This is a genomic window from Mycobacterium sp. SMC-4 (assembly GCF_025263265.1).
Taxonomy (GTDB): domain Bacteria; phylum Actinomycetota; class Actinomycetes; order Mycobacteriales; family Mycobacteriaceae; genus Mycobacterium.
In genome coordinates, this window is record NZ_CP079869.1 from 4,841,882 (window position 1) to 4,857,110 (window position 15,229).

The window sequence follows — 15,229 nt, forward strand, 5'->3', positions numbered from 1 at the left end:
GGATGCACCTGTTGTACGAGGTGTGCTCATCGCCGATCTGGGCTCGGCGGGTTCTCGTCGGGGCTCCGTTCCGGGATGCCGAAGCCCTCTACGACCGTGCCGACCGGGTGCTCGCCGAATTGCCCGACGCCGAAATCGACGCCGCCCTCGATGGTCACCCCCGCATCGGCGCCCGGGTCGACAATCCTTCGTCGGCCCGCGAGCAGGCCCGGGTCGCTGATGCCGACGAGTCGATCAAGTCGCAATTGGCGGCCCGTAACCTGGAGTACGAGAACATGTTCGGCTACGTCTATCTGGTTTGTGCGAGCGGCAGGACGGCTGATGAGCTGCTGGCCATACTCACCGACCGGCTGGACAACGATCCCGAGACCGAACGTCGGGTCATGCGAAACGAGTTGGCCAAGATCAACCGGCTCCGGCTCGAACGTCTGCTCACCGATGAGACAGTTGCATCATGAGCCTTTCCACGCACGTTCTCGACGCGACCACCGGCCGGCCGGCATCGGGGGTGATGGTCCGGTTGACCGTAGACGGCAACGACCTGGCCGCCGGCACCACCGACGCCGACGGCCGTGTCGGCACACTGGGCGGCGAGCTGACAGCCGGCATCTATCGGCTGCACTTCGATACCGGTGGTTACTTCACGCGCCAGGGCGTCCGCGGGTTCTATCCCGAGGTGACGATCACCTTCGAGGTCACCGACGCGTCAGTTCACCACCACGTCCCGCTTCTGCTGTCGCCCTATGCGTATTCCACTTACAGAGGGAGCTGAGCACGGTGCGGGTAGCGATCATCGGCGCGGGAATGGGTGGGCTGAGTGCCGCGATCGCGCTGCGGCAAATCGGCGTGGACACCGCCGTGTACGAACGGGTCACCGAGAACAAGCCGGTGGGTGCCGCAATCTCGGTGTGGTCGAACGGCGTCAAGTGCCTGAACTACCTCGGCTTGAAGGAACAGACCGCACGTCTGGGCGGAATGGTCGACACCATGAGCTACCGCGAGGCCCGCAGCGGGCAGACGATGTGCCGGTTCTCCCTGCAGCCGTTGATCGACCAGGTGGGTCAGCGTCCGTACCCGATCGCGCGGGCCGAGCTACAGCTGATGCTGATGCAGGCCTACGGAGTCGACGACATCACCTTCGGCAAGAAGATGGTGGATGTGTCCTGCGGTGCCGACACGGCCACCGCCACCTTCGCCGACGGCACCTCAGTGACCGCCGACCTGATCATCGGCGCCGACGGGGCAAGTTCGATCACCCGCGAGTACGTCCTGGGCACCTCGGTGACGCGGCGGTACGCCGGCTACGCCAACTTCAACGGCCTGGTACCGGTCAACGACGCGATCGGTCCGGCCACCGAGTGGACGACTTACGTCGGTGACGGCAAACGGGTTTCGGTGATGCCGGTATCCGACGACCGGTTCTACTTCTTCTTCGACGTGGTCGAGCCCGAGGGCACACCCTTCCAGAAGGGCAGTGCCCGCGACGTGTTGCGCAAGCACTTCACCGGCTGGGCAGCCGGTGTCCAGACACTGATCGACACGTTGGACCCGCACACCACGAACCGGGTGGAAATTCTCGACCTCGACCCGTTCCACACCTGGGTGCGGGGACGCGTTGCCCTGCTGGGGGATGCCGCACACAACACCACCCCCGACATCGGGCAAGGGGGATGCTCAGCCATGGAAGATGCCATCGCCCTACAGTGGGCGATCCGAGACCATCCCGGCGAACCGCAGGCCGCCCTGGCTGCCTACCAGGCCGCTCGCACCCAGCGGGCTGCCGACCTGGTGCTGCGCGCCCGCAAGCGCTGCGACGTCACCCACGCCAAGGACCCACGGGTCACCGCCCAATGGTACGAGGAACTACGAAAAGAAGACGGCACCAACGTCATCCGAGGAATCGTCAGCAACATCATGGGCGGTCCGCTCACTCCTGCGACATTTGACTGACCAGTCGTCGGCCGCGGACGTAGGTCTGGTCCACGGCAGCTTCCCGCATTCCCATCAACAGGGTGAACAACATCCGCTCACCGTCCTGCGGATCGATATCGGCCAGCAGTTCGGACAGCAGCGGCTGACGCTGGGGTGTGATGACCACGAAATCGGCTTCCTTTCCGATGTCGAGGTTGCCCACGCGGTCTTCGATGTCCAGGGCACGCGCGCCCGCCAGAGTGGCGGTGAACAGCAGTTCGGCAGGCGGTATGGACAGCGCTTGGGACTCCGGCTCGCTGATGTGGACCTTGAAGCAGTCGTTGAGCACCCGAGGGATGAGCCACTCGTCACCTGCGGCCACGTCGGTGCCCAAGGCCACATTCACCCCACTGGAGGTGGTCCGTCGCCACGGCATGGTGCCCGAGCCGAGGAACAGTTGCGACGTCGGACAGTGCGCGATCGAGGTGCCGGTTTCGGCCATCCGGGACAGTTCGCGATCACTACAGTGCACGGCATGTGCGAGCACGCTGCGTCGCCCCAATAGGGACGCGCCCCCGCCGGAGCAACGCCCGTCGTAGGTGTCCAGATAGCTCTGCACATTGAATGCGGCCTGCACTGCGTGGATTTCGCTCACACTCTCCGACAGGTGGGTGTGGAAGTAGACACCGTCAGCCCGGGCGGATTGATAGAGCTCACCGATGGCGTGCAACGAATGTTCGGTCACCGACAATGCAAAACGCGGGACCACGGCGACCTGGATGAGACCGTGCTGCGCGCCATGCCATCGTTCGATCTCGCTGCGGGTCAACTCAATTGCCATGTCATCATCGGTCAGCAGCGGCTGGGCAGCTGCAGGTCCGACAGTCTGGATACCGCGCCCGGAGATCGTCCGCAGCCCGGCCTGGAGTGACGATTCGTACAAGGCATCCTGCGCCTGTGGAAACGCCGAACCGAACACCAGTGCCGTGGTCGTTCCCACCGCGATGCGCCGGTCACAGAAGTCGTTGGCCGCGGCACGCGCGACCTCGGGGTCAGAAAGCCGCGACTCGGCAGGAAAGATGCAGCGTTGCAGCCAGTCCAACAACTGGCCGCCACCAAAGGAATCCAGGCAGTAGGTTTGCGGAAAGTGGATGTGGGTGTCGACGAATCCGGGCAGCAGAAAGCCCGGACGGCAGTCGAGCAGGTCGGCGCCGGCCACTTCGGCCGGAAGCGCCGCGTAGGTACCACTGAACACGATGGTCCCGGACTCGTCGACGGCCAGTGCCCCGTCGGGGACGTTCACCAGGTGATGACGAGCACCGTCGAGCGCCGGTGCACCACCGATATGAATCAGGTGACCGCGGTACACGCGCATCTGTCGATTGTCACAGCGTTGTCCTTCCCGTGCATCCCATAGCTCGGCCTGCACAAGGCATCTGCGCCGATTAAGTTCGTCAGATGGATCTCAACACCGTCGAGGCGGTGCGCATCCCTACGTGCCGCGATGAGGTATGGCCGCTGAGGCCTGGTGACGCCATCCTGGCCGGTGGGACCTGGCTGTTCTCCGAGCCGCAGCCGGCTGTGTCCCAGCTCATCGACATCACCGCGCTGGGCTGGCCATCGATCACCCTGACCGATGAGGGCCTGGAATTGGCGGCCACGTGCACAATCGACGAAATCGCGGCACTCTCGACGAGATTACCGGCCAGCCGCCCAGACTGGTCGGCCGCAGCGTTGTTCGGCCAGTGCTGTGACGCGCTCCTGGCTTCATTCAAGGTCAGGGGCTCGGCAACCGTGGGGGGCAACATCTGTCTGGCTTTTCCCGCCGGAGCGATGATTTCGCTGTGTTCGGCACTTGACGCCACCGTCACCGTGTGGCGGGGCGATGGTTCGGAGTACCGGCTGCCGATCACCGACTTCGTCACCGGCCAGGCCACCACCCTGCTCGGCCCCGGTGACCTGCTACGTGCCGTGCACCTGCCCGCCGCGGCCTTACGGTCTCGAACGGCCTTGCGCAAGCTCGCACCGTCGAGGCTCGGCCGCTCCTCGGCAGTCCTGATCGGACGTCGCAATGACCATGAGTTCGTCGTTTGCGTGACTGCAGCGACGGTGCGGCCCTTCATGTTCCGATTCCCGGAGCTGCCATCGGCGCAGGAAGTGGAAGTTCGAATTTCCGAACTGCCGATGCAGGCGTGGACTTCCGATGCCCATGGCGATCCGGATTGGCGCCGGGCAGTGACGCTGGTACTGGCCGAGCAGGTCAGGCAAGAGCTCAGTTGAAGTACTCTGTCAACGGGACCCCGCGTCAGGACGATCCCCGGCCGGGCCAATGCCTGCGCACATTCCTGCGCGATCACGGGCACTTCGAGGTCAAGAAGGGTTGCGACGCGGGCGATTGCGGCGCTTGCACCGTGCTCGTCGACGGCAACGCAGTGCATTCATGCATTTTTCCGGCGTTCAGGGTGCAGGGCCGCTCCGTGACCACGGTCTGCGGCCTCGGCACACCTGAGGACCTGCACCCTGTGCAGCGCCGCTTCGTCGACGCAGCAGGATTCCAGTGTGGGTTCTGCACCTCGGGAATGGTCACCACGGTCGCAACCCTGACCGACGGAAAAGACGAGGATCTACCCGCACGGCTCAAGGGGAACCTGTGCCGGTGTACCGGCTACCGCGCCATCACCGATGCCATCGATGGCACCGTCAACACCGAAAAGACCAGCGGCAACGACGTGGGGCGCTCCGTCGGCGCCCCGGCCGGGACTCGTATCGTCACCGGTACCGAGCAGTACACCATGGACGATGCACCACCAGGCTTGCTGCACATGGCCGTCCTCGGGAGCCCAGTCCCGCACGCCAGAATCGTGTCCATCGACACCTCGCGCGCCGAGCTGATCCCCGGTGTCCGACTGGTACTGACCCATCGCGACAGCCCTCCGGTCCGGTTCTCCACCGCCCGCCACGAGTCACGCGACGACGACCCGGACGACACGGTGATACTGGACACCACTGTGCGTTTCGTCGGGCAACGAGTTGCCGCAGTCGTCGCCGAAACCCTGGCAGCGGCCGAGAATGCCTGCCGGCAGATCATCGTCGAGTTCGAAGAACTGCCGGCCGTCTTCGACCCGGAGACCGCTCGCGCACCCGGAACGCCGCTGCTGCACGCGGACAAGGATGCGCAGTCGCGCATCGCCGACCCGTCCCGCAATCTGGTCGCCGAACTGCACGGCGAGGTCGGCGATGTCGCCGCCACACTCGAGCGCACCGGAGCCATGGGTGGAGCCGTGGTCCGGGGGCGCTGGCAGACCCATCGGGTGGCCCATGTGCATCTCGAAACCCACGGCGCCACCGGGTGGCGGGACGATACGGGTCGCCTGGTCATTCGGACGAGTTCGCAGGTACCGTTCCTGGTCCGAAAGGAACTGTGCCATATCTTCGGTCTCGGTACCGACGAAGTCCGGGTGTTCACCAAGCGCGTCGGTGGAGGCTTCGGGGGTAAACAGGAAATGCTCACCGAGGACCTGGTCGCGCTGGCCGTGCTTCGATTGGGAGCTCCGGTGCGGTACGAATTCAGTCGCAGCGACGAGTTCACCACGGCACCGTGCCGGCACCCGTTCCGCATCGATGTCGCAGCGGCCGCGGACGCAGACGGTGTTCTCACCGCACTGGCCGTCGACGTTCTTGTCGACGCGGGGGCCTACGGCAACCACAGTCCGGGGGTGATGTTCCACGGTTGCGGAGAGTCGATCGCGCTGTACCGCATCCCGAACAAACGGGTGGACGCCCAGGCGGTGTACACCAACAACCTGCCCTCCGGCGCCTTCCGCGGATATGGCCTCGGCCAGATCGCGTTTGCGGTGGAGTCGGCGATCGACGAGCTGGCCACCAGGCTCGGCATCAACCCGTTCGAGTTCCGGCGCCGCAATGTCGTGGTCCCCGGCGATCCGTTCGTCGACTCCCATGTGCTCGACGACGATCTGACATTCGGCAGTTACGGCCTGGACCAGTGTCTGGACCTCGCCGAATCGGCGTTGCAACAGGGCAACGGGGTGAGCGCACCGCGGGGATGGCGGGTCGGCGAGGGGATGGCGGCGGCGATGATCGCGACGATCCCACCGCGTGGGCACTTCACCGATGCGGCCGTCTCGGTCGACGCAGACGGTGTTTACACCCTCGACGTCGGGACTGCCGAGTTCGGAAACGGCACCACCACCGTGCACGTGCAACTGGCCGCTCACGAACTGGGCACCGGCAGCGACCGCGTCGTCGTTCGCCAATCCGACACGGCGACATCTGGTTACGACACCGGCGCGTTCGGATCGGCGGGTACGGTTGTGGCCGGACGAGCGACCCAGCTGGCCAGCCGGCAGTTACGACAGGCGCTACTTGCTGCGGCGGCCGAGCTGACCGGGACGCCGGTGTCGAAATGCTCCTTGAACCGCAACGGAGTCCAGTGCGGCCAGCAATTGGTCGACTTCGGATCGCTGCCAACTCCGATGACAGCACGCGCGATGGGCGACGGCACACCGCGGTCGGTGGCGTTCAACGTGCACGCATTCCGGGTCGCGGTGAATCCCCGGACTGGAGAAGTACGCATCCTGCAGTCGGTGCATGCCGCTGACGCCGGTGTCGTGCTGAACCCCCAACAATGCCGCGGCCAGGTGGAAGGCGGTGTCGCCCAGGCGATCGGATCGGCCCTCTACGAGGAGATCCAGATCGACACGGGCGGTCTCGTTACCACCCGGACGCTACGGGACTATCACATCCCCCAACTTGCCGACGTCCCGGTCACCGAGATCTACTTCGCCGAGACCTACGATGAGCTCGGCCCCCTGGGCGCCAAGTCGATGAGCGAATCTCCGTACAATCCGGTGGCTCCGGCACTGGCCAATGCCATCGCACGGGCCTGTGGCGCGCGCTTGGATCAGCTACCCATGACTCCGGCCCGAGTCTGGCGCGCGATCACCCGAGCCGCTCGATGATGGTGACGTTGGCGGTTCCGCCGCCTTCACACATCGTCTGCAGGCCGTAGCGCCCGCCAGTGCGCTCGAGCGTGTTGAGCATCGTGGCGAACAGTTTCGCGCCGGTGGCTCCGAGCGGGTGCCCGAGTGCGATCGCGCCGCCGCTGGGATTGACCTTTTCCGGGTCGGCCTTGGTCTCCTTGAGCCAGGCCTGAACCACCGGAGCGAAAGCCTCGTTGATCTCGACGGTGTCGATGTCATCGATCGACAGACCGGCCTTGTCCAACGCGTAGCGAGTGGCCGGGATGGGGCCGGTGAGCATGAACACCGGATCGGCACCGCGGGCGCTGATGTGATGAATCCGGGCGCGCGGCTTGAGATTATGAGTCTTCACGGCCTGCTCGGACGCCAGCAGCACGGCACTCGCGCCGTCCGAGATCTGGCTCGCCATTGCCGCGGTCAGGCGACCACCGTCGACCAGGGTCTTCAAACCGGCCATCTTCTCCAGCGAGGTGTCCCGCGGGCCCTCGTCGATGCAGAAGCCGTCCACCGCAATGATCTCGTTCTCGAAATGTCCGGCGCGGATTGCCGCCTGTGCTCGCTGATGGCTGGTCAGCGCGAACTGCTCCATGTCCTCGCGCGAGATGTCCCACTTTTCGGCGATCAGCTCTGCGCCGCGGAACTGCGAGATCTCCTGGTCGCCGTAGCGATGCAGCCAGCTCTTGGATTCGTTTGTCGGTGAGGTGAACCCGAACTGTTCGGCGACGGTCATCGCCGAACTGATCGGGATCTGGCTCATGTTCTGCATGCCGCCCGCCACGATCAGGTCGGCGGTGCCGGACAGGATCGCCTGGGCGCCGAACGAGATGGCCTGCTGGCTGGACCCGCACTGCCGGTCCACGGTGACGCCGGGCACCTCTTCGGGGTAACCGGCGGCCAGCCAGGACAACCGCGCGATATTGCCGGCCTGCGGGCCGATCGCGTCGACACAGCCGGCGATGACGTCGTCCACCGCGCCCGGATCGACGTCGTTGCGGGCGAACAGGCCACGCCATCCATGCGCTCCGAGATCCACCGGGTGCACACCGGCCAGCGATCCGTTGCGCTTGCCGATCGCGGTACGTACAGCGTCGATGACATACGCCTCAGCCATGGGTGTTCTCCTTGCTTGTTGGTCCGGCGGTTATCCCGCCGAGGACGATCGAGAGGTATTGCTGGCCCACCTGCTGGGCGGTCAGCGGCCCACCCGGCTGATACCAGCGGACCGAGACCCATGTGGTGTCACGGATGAATCGGTACACCAGGTCGACGTCGACATCGGGTCGAAAATAGCCCTCGGTGATGCCCTGGGTCAGTACGTCGACCCACATCTTGCGCTGCTCCTTGTTGCGCTCCTCGACGTAGCCGAAGCGTTCCTGAGAAGACAGCCGCTTGGCCTCGTCCTGGTAGATCACCACCTCGGAGTGGCGGGTCTCGATCGCCTCGAAAGAGGCCATGAAGAGACCCTTGAGACGCTCCAGCGGGTTGGATTCGGTGTCGATGATCTGCTGGTAGCGCTCGAACAGCCAGTCCAGGAAGTTGCGCAGGACCTCGTCGACCATCGCCTCTTTCGACGAGAAGTGGTGGTAGAGGCTGCCCGACAGGATGCCGGCCGAGTCGGCGATGTCGCGCACGGTGGTGGCCCGCAACCCGCGCTCGGCGAACATCGTCGCGGCGAGTGCGAGTAGTTCGTCGCGGCGGGTGATGGCCGGGGTGGCGGCCGCCTGGGCCGGGCGCTGCCCACTCATGGGTGTTGGCTCGACACCGAGATCACTTCTCCGGTCAGATAACTGGAATAGTCACTGGCCAGGAACGCGATGGTGGCCGCAACCTCCCAGGGTTCGGCTGCCCGACCGAATGCTTCCCCTTCGGCCAGCCGGTCGAGAAGCTCAGAGCTGCTCGTCTTCTCCAGGAACTTGTGTCGCGCGATGCTGGGCGAGACCGCGTTGATCCGCACCCCGAAGTCGACGGCCTCGATCGCGCTGCACCGGGTCAGCGCCATCACGCCGGCTTTGGCTGCGGCGTAATGCGATTGGGAATGCTGCGCGCGCCAGCCCAGCACGCTGGCATTGTTGACGATCACCCCACCGTGGGGGGCATCACGGAAGTACCGCAACGCGGCGCGGGTCGCTCTCATCACCGACGTCAGCGTCACGTTGAGCACACGATCCCACTCGTCATCGGTCATGTCGACGACCGGAGTCTGCCCACCCAGACCGGCGTTGTTGACCAGAACGTCGATGCGTCCGGCCTTTTGGACGGTCTGGGTGATCAACGCATCGACCGCCTCGGTGGATGTGACATCACAGACCACCGAGTCGACCTTGCCGAGACCGAGCGCGCTGAGTTCGTCGCGGGTCTGCGTGAGCCGGCGCTCGTGGTAGTCGGAGATGACGATGTCGGCACCCTCGAGCAGCGCACGGCGGGCCGTCGTGGACCCGATGCCGGTGCCGGCGGCGGCGGTCACCAGCACAACCTTGCCCTTGAGAAGGCCGTGGCCCTCGATCTCGGCGGGCGCGACGGAAAGATCGGTCATCAGGGTCGGGCCTCCCGGGGCAAGCCGAGCACGCGCTCGGCGATGATGTTGCGCTGAATCTCGTTGGAGCCACCGTAGATGGTGTCCGAGCGGGAGAACAGGTACAACCGCTGCCACTCGTCGAACTCGCCGTCGGGCAAGCTCAGCCCGGCCATCCCTTCGACATCCATCGCGATCTCCCCTAGTTCACGATGCCAGTTGGCCCACAACAACTTCGACACGTTATCCATCCCCGGCTGCTCCACATCCATGGTGGCCAGCGCATACGATCGCATCGTCTTGAGCCCGGCCCACGAGCGCGTCAATCGCTCGCGGATCAGCGGGTCTGCGGCGGCGCCGGTGCGCTTGGCCAGTTCCACCAGGTTGGAATGCTCACGCGCATAACGAATCTGCTGACCGAGGGTGGAGACTCCGCGCTCGAAGGTCAGCGTTCCCATGGCGACTTTCCATCCGTCACCGGGTGCACCGACCACCAGGTCGGCGTCGGTGCGGGCGTCGGTGAAGAAGACCTCGTTGAACTCCGAATCGCCGGTCAGCTGGATGATCGGGCGGATCTCGACGCCAGGCTGGTCCAGCGGGACCAGCAGGTAGGACAGCCCGGCATGGCGTTTGGAGCCCTTCTCGGTGCGCGCCACCACGAAGCACCACTGGGCCCAGTGCGCCAGCGACGTCCACACCTTCTGCCCATTGATGATCCACTGCTCACCGTCGAGGACTGCGGTGGTCGACACGTTGGCCAGGTCACTGCCGGCTCCCGGCTCGGAGTAGCCCTGCGACCACAGTTCGGTGACGTCGAGGATCTTGGGCAGGAAGCGCTGCTGCTGCTCGGCAGTGCCGTACGCGATCAGCGTCGGGCCGAGCAGTTCCTCGCCGAGATGGTTGACCTTGTCGGGGGCGTTGGCCTTGGCGTACTCCTCGTAGAACGCGACGCGGTGCGCAACCGACAAACCACGGCCGCCGTGTTCCTCCGGCCATCCCAGACAGGTCAGCCCGGCGGCGGCCAGATGACGATTCCACGCCAGCCGCTCTTCGAACGCCTCGTGCTCGCGTCCGGGGCCACCGAGGCCCTTCAACGCGGCATAGTCACCGACCAGATTCTCGGCGAGCCAGTCGCGGACCTCAGCCCTGAACTCCTGGACCTCTATCACCCCTGTAGGGTAGCCTACCAAGCACTTGCTTGGGTAGCCGATCCCTAGAGGAGCATCGATGACGATCGCCGCGCGGACCACCCCCGCGGTTCTGGACCGCATCGCGCGCGAGTTCCCCGACCACGCGGCCGTTGTGACCTCTGCGCGGACCCTGACCTATGCCGAATTGCACACCGAGGTGCGTCGCGCCGCCGCAGCATTGATCGATCTGGGCATCGCGGCGGGTGACCGGGTCGCGATCTGGTCGCCGAATACCTGGCACTGGGTGGTCGCGAGCCTGGCCATCCACCACGCCGGCGGGGTCCTCGTACCGCTCAACACCCGCTACACGCCGAGCGAGGCCGACGACATCCTGGCCCGCACCGCGGCTCCGCTGCTGTTCGCCTCCGGCGAGTTCCTCGGGTCGGACAAAGCCGCCGCGGTCGACCGCGCCGCGCTGCCCGCGCTGCGCCACGTCATCCGGATACCGGTGGACCGCGACGACGGCACCTGGGACGAGTTCGTCAGTCGGGGCGCCGACCTCTCGGCGGTCGACGAACGCGCCTCGGCGGTCACCGACGACGACGTCTCCGACATCCTGTTCACCTCCGGCACCACCGGTCGCAGCAAGGGGGTGCGCTGCGCGCATCGGCAGTCACTGGACGCCTCGGCGGCCTGGGCGGCATGCGGTCGGGTCTCGGCCACCGACCGCTACCTGTGCATCAACCCGTTCTTTCACAACTTCGGCTACAAGGCCGGAATTCTGGCCTGCCTGCAGACCGGCGCCACCCTGTTCCCGGAGCTGACCTTCGACCCGGAGAAGACGATGCGCGCTGTGCAAGACCACGGCATCACCGTGCTCCCGGGCCCGCCGACGATCTACCAGACCCTGCTCGACCACCCCAAGCGCAGTGAATACGACCTGAGCTCATTGCGTTTCGCCGTGACCGGCGCCGCCACGATCCCGGTCGTGCTGATCGAACGGATGCAGGACGAACTCGACATCGACGTCGTGCTGACGGCCTACGGACTCACCGAGGCAGCAGGTTTCGGGACGATGTGCCGCGCCGACGACGATGCGGTCACCGTCGCAACCACCTCGGGACGCCCGATCGCCGACTTCGAACTGAGAATCGGAGACCAGGGCGAGGTGTTGCTGCGCGGGCCGAACGTGATGCTCGGCTACCTCGACGACCCCGAGGCCACCGCGGCCGCGATCGACGAGCAAGGCTGGCTGCACACCGGAGACGTGGGGGAACTCGACGACGCGGGCAACCTGAAGATCACCGACCGGCTCAAGGACATGTACATCTGCGGCGGATTCAACGTTTATCCCGCCGAGATCGAACAGGTCCTCGCCCGCCTGGACGGGGTTGCCGAAGCCGCTGTGATCGGGGTTGCCGACCCACGGCTCGGCGAAGTCGGCAAGGCATTCGTCGTCGCGCTGCCCGGCGCCCAACTCGACGAGAAGACCGTGATCGATTACACGCGCCAACATCTCGCGAACTTCAAGATCCCGCGCAGCGTCGAATTCCTCGATGCACTCCCGCGCAATCCCGGCGGCAAGGTGGTCAAGCCCGTGCTGCGTCAACACAGTGAGAGGGCTTGATCGTGGACCTGACCTTCGACGATGCCACCTGCGAGTTCCAGGCCGAGGTGCGCGACTTTTTCGCCGCCAACAAGGACGCGTTCCCGACGAAGTCCTACGACACCGCTGAGGGCTTCGAACAGCACCGCCAGTGGGACAAGGTGCTCTTCGATGCCGGGCTGTCGGTGATCACCTGGCCGCAGCGCTACGGCGGACGCGACGCCTCGCTCCTGCAGTGGATCGTCTACGAGGAGGAATACTTCCGCGCCGGCGCGCCGGGCCGGGCCAGCGCCAACGGCACCTCGATGCTGGCGCCAACGCTGTTCGCGCATGGAACCGAGGAGCAGCTTGACCGAATCCTTCCCAAAATGGCCAGCGGTGAGGAGATTTGGGCGCAGGCATGGTCGGAACCGGAGTCCGGCAGCGACCTGGCCTCGCTGCGGTCGACGGCGACCAAGACCGACGGCGGCTGGCTGCTCAACGGGCAGAAGATCTGGAGTTCGCGAGCGGTGTTCGGCGAGCGGGCGTTCGGCCTGTTCCGCTCAGACCCGCAAGCGCAGCGCCATAAGGGCCTGACCTACTTCATGTTCGACCTCAAGGCCGACGGGGTCACCGTGCGGCCCATTGCCCAGCTCGGCGGCGACACCGGATTCGGAGAGATCTTCCTCGACGACGTGTTCGTCCCCGATCACGACGTCATCGGCAGCGCACACGACGGCTGGCGGGCGGCGATGAGCACGTCGAGCAATGAGCGCGGCATGTCGCTGCGCAGCCCGGCGCGATTCCTCGCCCCCGCTGAACGCCTTGTCGCCCAGTGGAAGGACAACCCTGACCCGGCATTCGTCGATAGGGTCGCCGATGGCTGGATCAAGGCTCAGGCCTACCGGCTGCACACGTTCGGCACCGTGACCCGCGTGGCGGGTGGGGGTGAGCTCGGCGCCGAGTCGTCGATCACCAAAGTGTTCTGGTCCGACCTTGATGTCGCACTGCACCAAACAGCGCTGGATCTGCGCGGCGCCGACGGCGAACTCGTCGATTCGGTCACCGAGGGCCTGCTGTTCGCACTCGGCGGGCCGATCTACGCCGGGACCAACGAGATCCAGCGCAACATCATCGCCGAGCGGCTGCTGGGCCTGCCCCGAAAGTAGACGACAGTGAACTTTGAGATCGACGAACAGCAACGCGATTTCGCGTCGAGCATCGATGCCGCGCTGGGCGCGGCCGACGTACCCGCCGCGGTGCGGGCCTGGGGCGAGGGCGACTCAACGCTCGGGCGCAAGGTGTGGGCACAGCTGGCCGACCTGGGCGTGACGGCCTTGATGGTGCCCGAGAAGTTCGACGGCATCGATGCCCACCCGGTGGACCTGGTGGTGGCGTTGGAGCGGCTCGGCCGCTGGAACGTGCCGGGGCCGGTCGCCGAATCGATCGCGGTGGCACCGGTGCTGCTCGCTGATGACCAGCGCAGCGCCGCGCTGGCCGCCGGGGACCTGATCGCGACGGTCGCCGCACCGCCGCTGGTGTCCCGCGCCGTCGGCGCAGACACCGCGGGCCTGATCCTGCTCGCCGAGGACGGCTCGGTCAGCGATGCATCGGCGGGCACCGAACACGAGTCCGTCGACCCGAGCCGGAAGCTCTTCGACGTCACCGCTGCAGGCGCGGCCCGCACCGCCGACGTCGGACGCGCGTTCGAGTTCGGCGCGCTGGCGACGTCGGCGCTGCTGGTCGGGGCGGCCCAGGCGATGCTGGACGCCGCGGTGTCCTATGCCAAGCAGCGCAGCCAGTTCGGCACGGTGATCGGCACCTACCAGGCCATCAAGCACAAACTCGCCGACGTGCTGATCGCCGTCGAGTTGGCCCGGCCCTTGGTCTACGGGGCGGCGCTGTCGCTGGCCGACGGTTCGCCGGTGACGGCCCGCGACGTCAGCGCGGCCAAAGTGGCTGCAGCCGACGCCGCTCTGCTGGCCGCGCGGTCGTCGCTGCAGACCCATGGGGCGATCGGATTCACCCAGGAACACGATCTGTCGCTGTTGCTGTTGCGGGTCCAGGCGCTGCGTCCCGCGTGGGGCGACCCGACCTGGCACCGTCGCCGAGTGTTGGAGGCACTGTAGTGAGTGAAGAACGGGACCTGTTGCGCGACACCGTCGCCGCGCTGGTCGAGAAGCACGCACCAGCAGAGGCGGTTCGTACGGCCGCGGCGTCGGAGCGGGGTTACGACGAATCGCTGTGGAAGATGCTCTGCGAACAGGTGGGCGCCGCCGCTTTGGTCGTTCCCGAGGAACTCGGCGGTGCGGGCGGCGAGTTGGCCGATGCAGCTGTCGTCCTCGAAGAACTCGGAAAGGGGCTGGTCCCCACGCCGCTGCTGGGCACAACCCTCGCCGAGCTGGCACTGCTGTCGGTCGACGAGCCCGACACCGAAGCCCTCGAAAGCTTGGCCGAGGGCACCGCGATCGGCACCGTCGTCTTCGACCCCGGCTACGTCCTCAACGGCAACGTGGCCGATGTGGTGATCGGCACCGACGGCCAGACGCTGACGCGGTGGACCACATTCACCGCGACGCCGGCAGTGGCGATGGACATGACCCGTCCGCTGGCCGCCGTCGAGGCCATCCAGACCGCGCCGCTGGGCGCCGACCCCGGCCTGGCCGGCACCGCGGCAATCCTGTTGGCAGCCGAACAGATCGGCGCCGCCACGCGCTGCCTGGACCTCACCGTCCAGTACACCAAGGACCGGGTGCAGTTCGGCCGGCCGATCGGCAGCTTCCAGGCTCTCAAGCATCGGATGGCCGACCTGTATGTCGCCGTGCAGTCGGCCAGGGCCGTCGTCGACGAGGCTGTCGCCCAGCCGTCCCCCACCTCGGCGGCACTGGCGCGACTGGCTGCCAGCGAGGCGTTGTCCGCGGTCGCGGCCGAGGCGGTGCAGATGCACGGTGGCATCGCCATCACCTGGGAGAGTGACATCCAGCTGTACTTCAAACGCGCACACGGCAGCGCACAGTTGTTCGGTCCGCCGAGTGCGCAGGTTCGGCACCTCGAAGCCGAGGTGTTCTAGCCTCAGACCGTGGCCGTTTCG

Annotated in this window: 14 protein-coding genes; 9 read left to right on the forward strand and 5 right to left on the reverse strand. The window is 66.2% G+C overall.

What is annotated here, in order from left to right; all coding sequences use genetic code 11:
- Positions 1-2: 2 nt before the first annotated feature.
- From uraD to hpxO, 3 genes are read left to right on the forward strand one after another with little or no spacing between them, the layout of a single operon-like run.
- Positions 3-458 (forward strand): 2-oxo-4-hydroxy-4-carboxy-5-ureidoimidazoline decarboxylase, encoded by a 456-nt coding sequence (gene uraD, locus KXD98_RS23080; protein WP_260765365.1) that lies wholly within the window; start codon positions 3-5, stop codon positions 456-458.
- Positions 455-772: a hydroxyisourate hydrolase gene (gene uraH / locus KXD98_RS23085; RefSeq protein WP_260760653.1), complete on the forward strand. Its 318-nt coding sequence runs from the start codon at positions 455-457 to the stop codon at positions 770-772. Before uraD ends, uraH begins: the two co-directional genes overlap by 4 nt.
- Before the next feature lie 5 nt (positions 773-777).
- Positions 778-1,950 carry an FAD-dependent urate hydroxylase HpxO gene (gene hpxO / locus KXD98_RS23090; RefSeq protein ID WP_260760654.1) on the forward strand — a complete coding sequence of 391 codons (1,173 nt, stop codon included), beginning with the start codon at positions 778-780 and terminating at the stop codon, positions 1,948-1,950.
- Here hpxO and KXD98_RS23095 read toward each other — a convergent pair.
- A complete protein-coding gene (locus KXD98_RS23095) occupies positions 1,928-3,286 on the reverse strand; it encodes a guanine deaminase (protein WP_260760656.1) in 1,359 nt (452 codons plus the stop codon). The genes hpxO and KXD98_RS23095 overlap by 23 nt on opposite strands.
- 83 nt (positions 3,287-3,369) lie before the next feature.
- Between KXD98_RS23095 and KXD98_RS23100 the strand changes: the two genes are divergently transcribed.
- Together KXD98_RS23100 and KXD98_RS23105 are read left to right on the forward strand one after the other, a co-directional pair.
- Entirely contained in the window at positions 3,370-4,191 is an 822-nt protein-coding gene (locus KXD98_RS23100; protein WP_260760658.1) for a xanthine dehydrogenase family protein subunit M, read from the forward strand.
- Positions 4,188-6,890, forward strand: coding sequence for a molybdopterin cofactor-binding domain-containing protein (locus tag KXD98_RS23105; RefSeq protein ID WP_260760660.1), 2,703 nt, complete (start codon positions 4,188-4,190; stop codon positions 6,888-6,890). The genes KXD98_RS23100 and KXD98_RS23105 overlap by 4 nt, the downstream gene beginning before the upstream one ends.
- Here the strand turns inward: KXD98_RS23105 and fadA6 are convergent.
- The 4 genes from fadA6 to ipdE1 are packed head-to-tail and all read right to left on the reverse strand — an operon-like array spanning position 6,871 to position 10,592.
- Positions 6,871-8,022 carry a steroid 3-ketoacyl-CoA thiolase FadA6 gene (fadA6, locus tag KXD98_RS23110; protein ID WP_260760662.1) on the reverse strand — a complete coding sequence of 384 codons (1,152 nt, stop codon included), beginning with the start codon at positions 8,020-8,022 and terminating at the stop codon, positions 6,871-6,873. The two genes, KXD98_RS23105 and fadA6, sit on opposite strands and share 20 nt — an antisense overlap.
- On the reverse strand, positions 8,015-8,656 hold the full coding sequence (gene kstR2 / locus KXD98_RS23115) for a TetR family transcriptional regulator KstR2 (RefSeq protein WP_260760664.1): 642 nt from the start codon (positions 8,654-8,656) through the stop codon (positions 8,015-8,017). Before kstR2 ends, fadA6 begins: the two co-directional genes overlap by 8 nt.
- Positions 8,653-9,444, reverse strand: a complete 792-nt coding sequence (gene ipdF / locus KXD98_RS23120) for a (5R,7aS)-5-hydroxy-7a-methyl-1-oxo-2,3,5,6,7,7a-hexahydro-1H-indene-carboxyl-CoA reductase (protein WP_260760665.1) — start codon at positions 9,442-9,444, stop codon at positions 8,653-8,655. The genes kstR2 and ipdF overlap by 4 nt, the downstream gene beginning before the upstream one ends.
- A complete protein-coding gene (ipdE1, locus tag KXD98_RS23125; RefSeq protein WP_260760666.1) occupies positions 9,444-10,592 on the reverse strand; it encodes an acyl-CoA dehydrogenase IpdE1 in 1,149 nt (382 codons plus the stop codon). Before ipdE1 ends, ipdF begins: the two co-directional genes overlap by 1 nt.
- 58 nt (positions 10,593-10,650) lie before the next feature.
- On the opposite strand from ipdE1, the gene fadD3 reads away from it, so the two are divergent.
- Genes fadD3 through KXD98_RS23145 form a run of 4 tightly spaced genes read left to right on the forward strand, consistent with a single transcriptional unit; the run spans position 10,651 to position 15,208 of the window.
- A complete protein-coding gene (fadD3, locus tag KXD98_RS23130; protein ID WP_260760667.1) occupies positions 10,651-12,180 on the forward strand; it encodes a 3-((3aS,4S,7aS)-7a-methyl-1,5-dioxo-octahydro-1H-inden-4-yl)propanoate--CoA ligase FadD3 in 1,530 nt (509 codons plus the stop codon).
- 2 nt (positions 12,181-12,182) lie between these two features.
- The gene (locus tag KXD98_RS23135) at positions 12,183-13,307 is read left to right on the forward strand and encodes an acyl-CoA dehydrogenase family protein (RefSeq protein ID WP_260765366.1); all 1,125 of its coding nucleotides are present in this window, start codon (positions 12,183-12,185) and stop codon (positions 13,305-13,307) included.
- 6 nt (positions 13,308-13,313) lie between these two features.
- On the forward strand, positions 13,314-14,267 hold the full coding sequence (locus tag KXD98_RS23140) for an acyl-CoA dehydrogenase (RefSeq protein ID WP_260760668.1): 954 nt from the start codon (positions 13,314-13,316) through the stop codon (positions 14,265-14,267).
- A complete protein-coding gene (locus KXD98_RS23145) occupies positions 14,267-15,208 on the forward strand; it encodes an acyl-CoA dehydrogenase family protein (protein ID WP_260760669.1) in 942 nt (313 codons plus the stop codon). The genes KXD98_RS23140 and KXD98_RS23145 overlap by 1 nt, the downstream gene beginning before the upstream one ends.
- Positions 15,209-15,229 lie beyond the last annotated feature (21 nt).

What these genes read in the sequence shown, in the direction of transcription:
- uraD (WP_260765365.1), top strand. Translation starts at nt 3, where the DNA reads ATGCACCTGTTGTACGAGGTGTGCTCATCGCCGATCTGGGCTCGGCGG.
- uraH (WP_260760653.1), top strand. Translation starts at nt 455, where the DNA reads ATGAGCCTTTCCACGCACGTTCTCGACGCGACCACCGGCCGGCCGGCA.
- KXD98_RS23095 (WP_260760656.1), bottom strand. Translation starts at nt 3,286, where the DNA reads ATGCGCGTGTACCGCGGTCACCTGATTCATATCGGTGGTGCACCGGCG.
- KXD98_RS23100 (WP_260760658.1), top strand. Translation starts at nt 3,370, where the DNA reads ATGGATCTCAACACCGTCGAGGCGGTGCGCATCCCTACGTGCCGCGAT.
- fadA6 (WP_260760662.1), bottom strand. Translation starts at nt 8,022, where the DNA reads ATGGCTGAGGCGTATGTCATCGACGCTGTACGTACCGCGATCGGCAAG.
- kstR2 (WP_260760664.1), bottom strand. Translation starts at nt 8,656, where the DNA reads ATGAGTGGGCAGCGCCCGGCCCAGGCGGCCGCCACCCCGGCCATCACC.
- ipdF (WP_260760665.1), bottom strand. Translation starts at nt 9,444, where the DNA reads ATGACCGATCTTTCCGTCGCGCCCGCCGAGATCGAGGGCCACGGCCTT.
- fadD3 (WP_260760667.1), top strand. Translation starts at nt 10,651, where the DNA reads ATGACGATCGCCGCGCGGACCACCCCCGCGGTTCTGGACCGCATCGCG.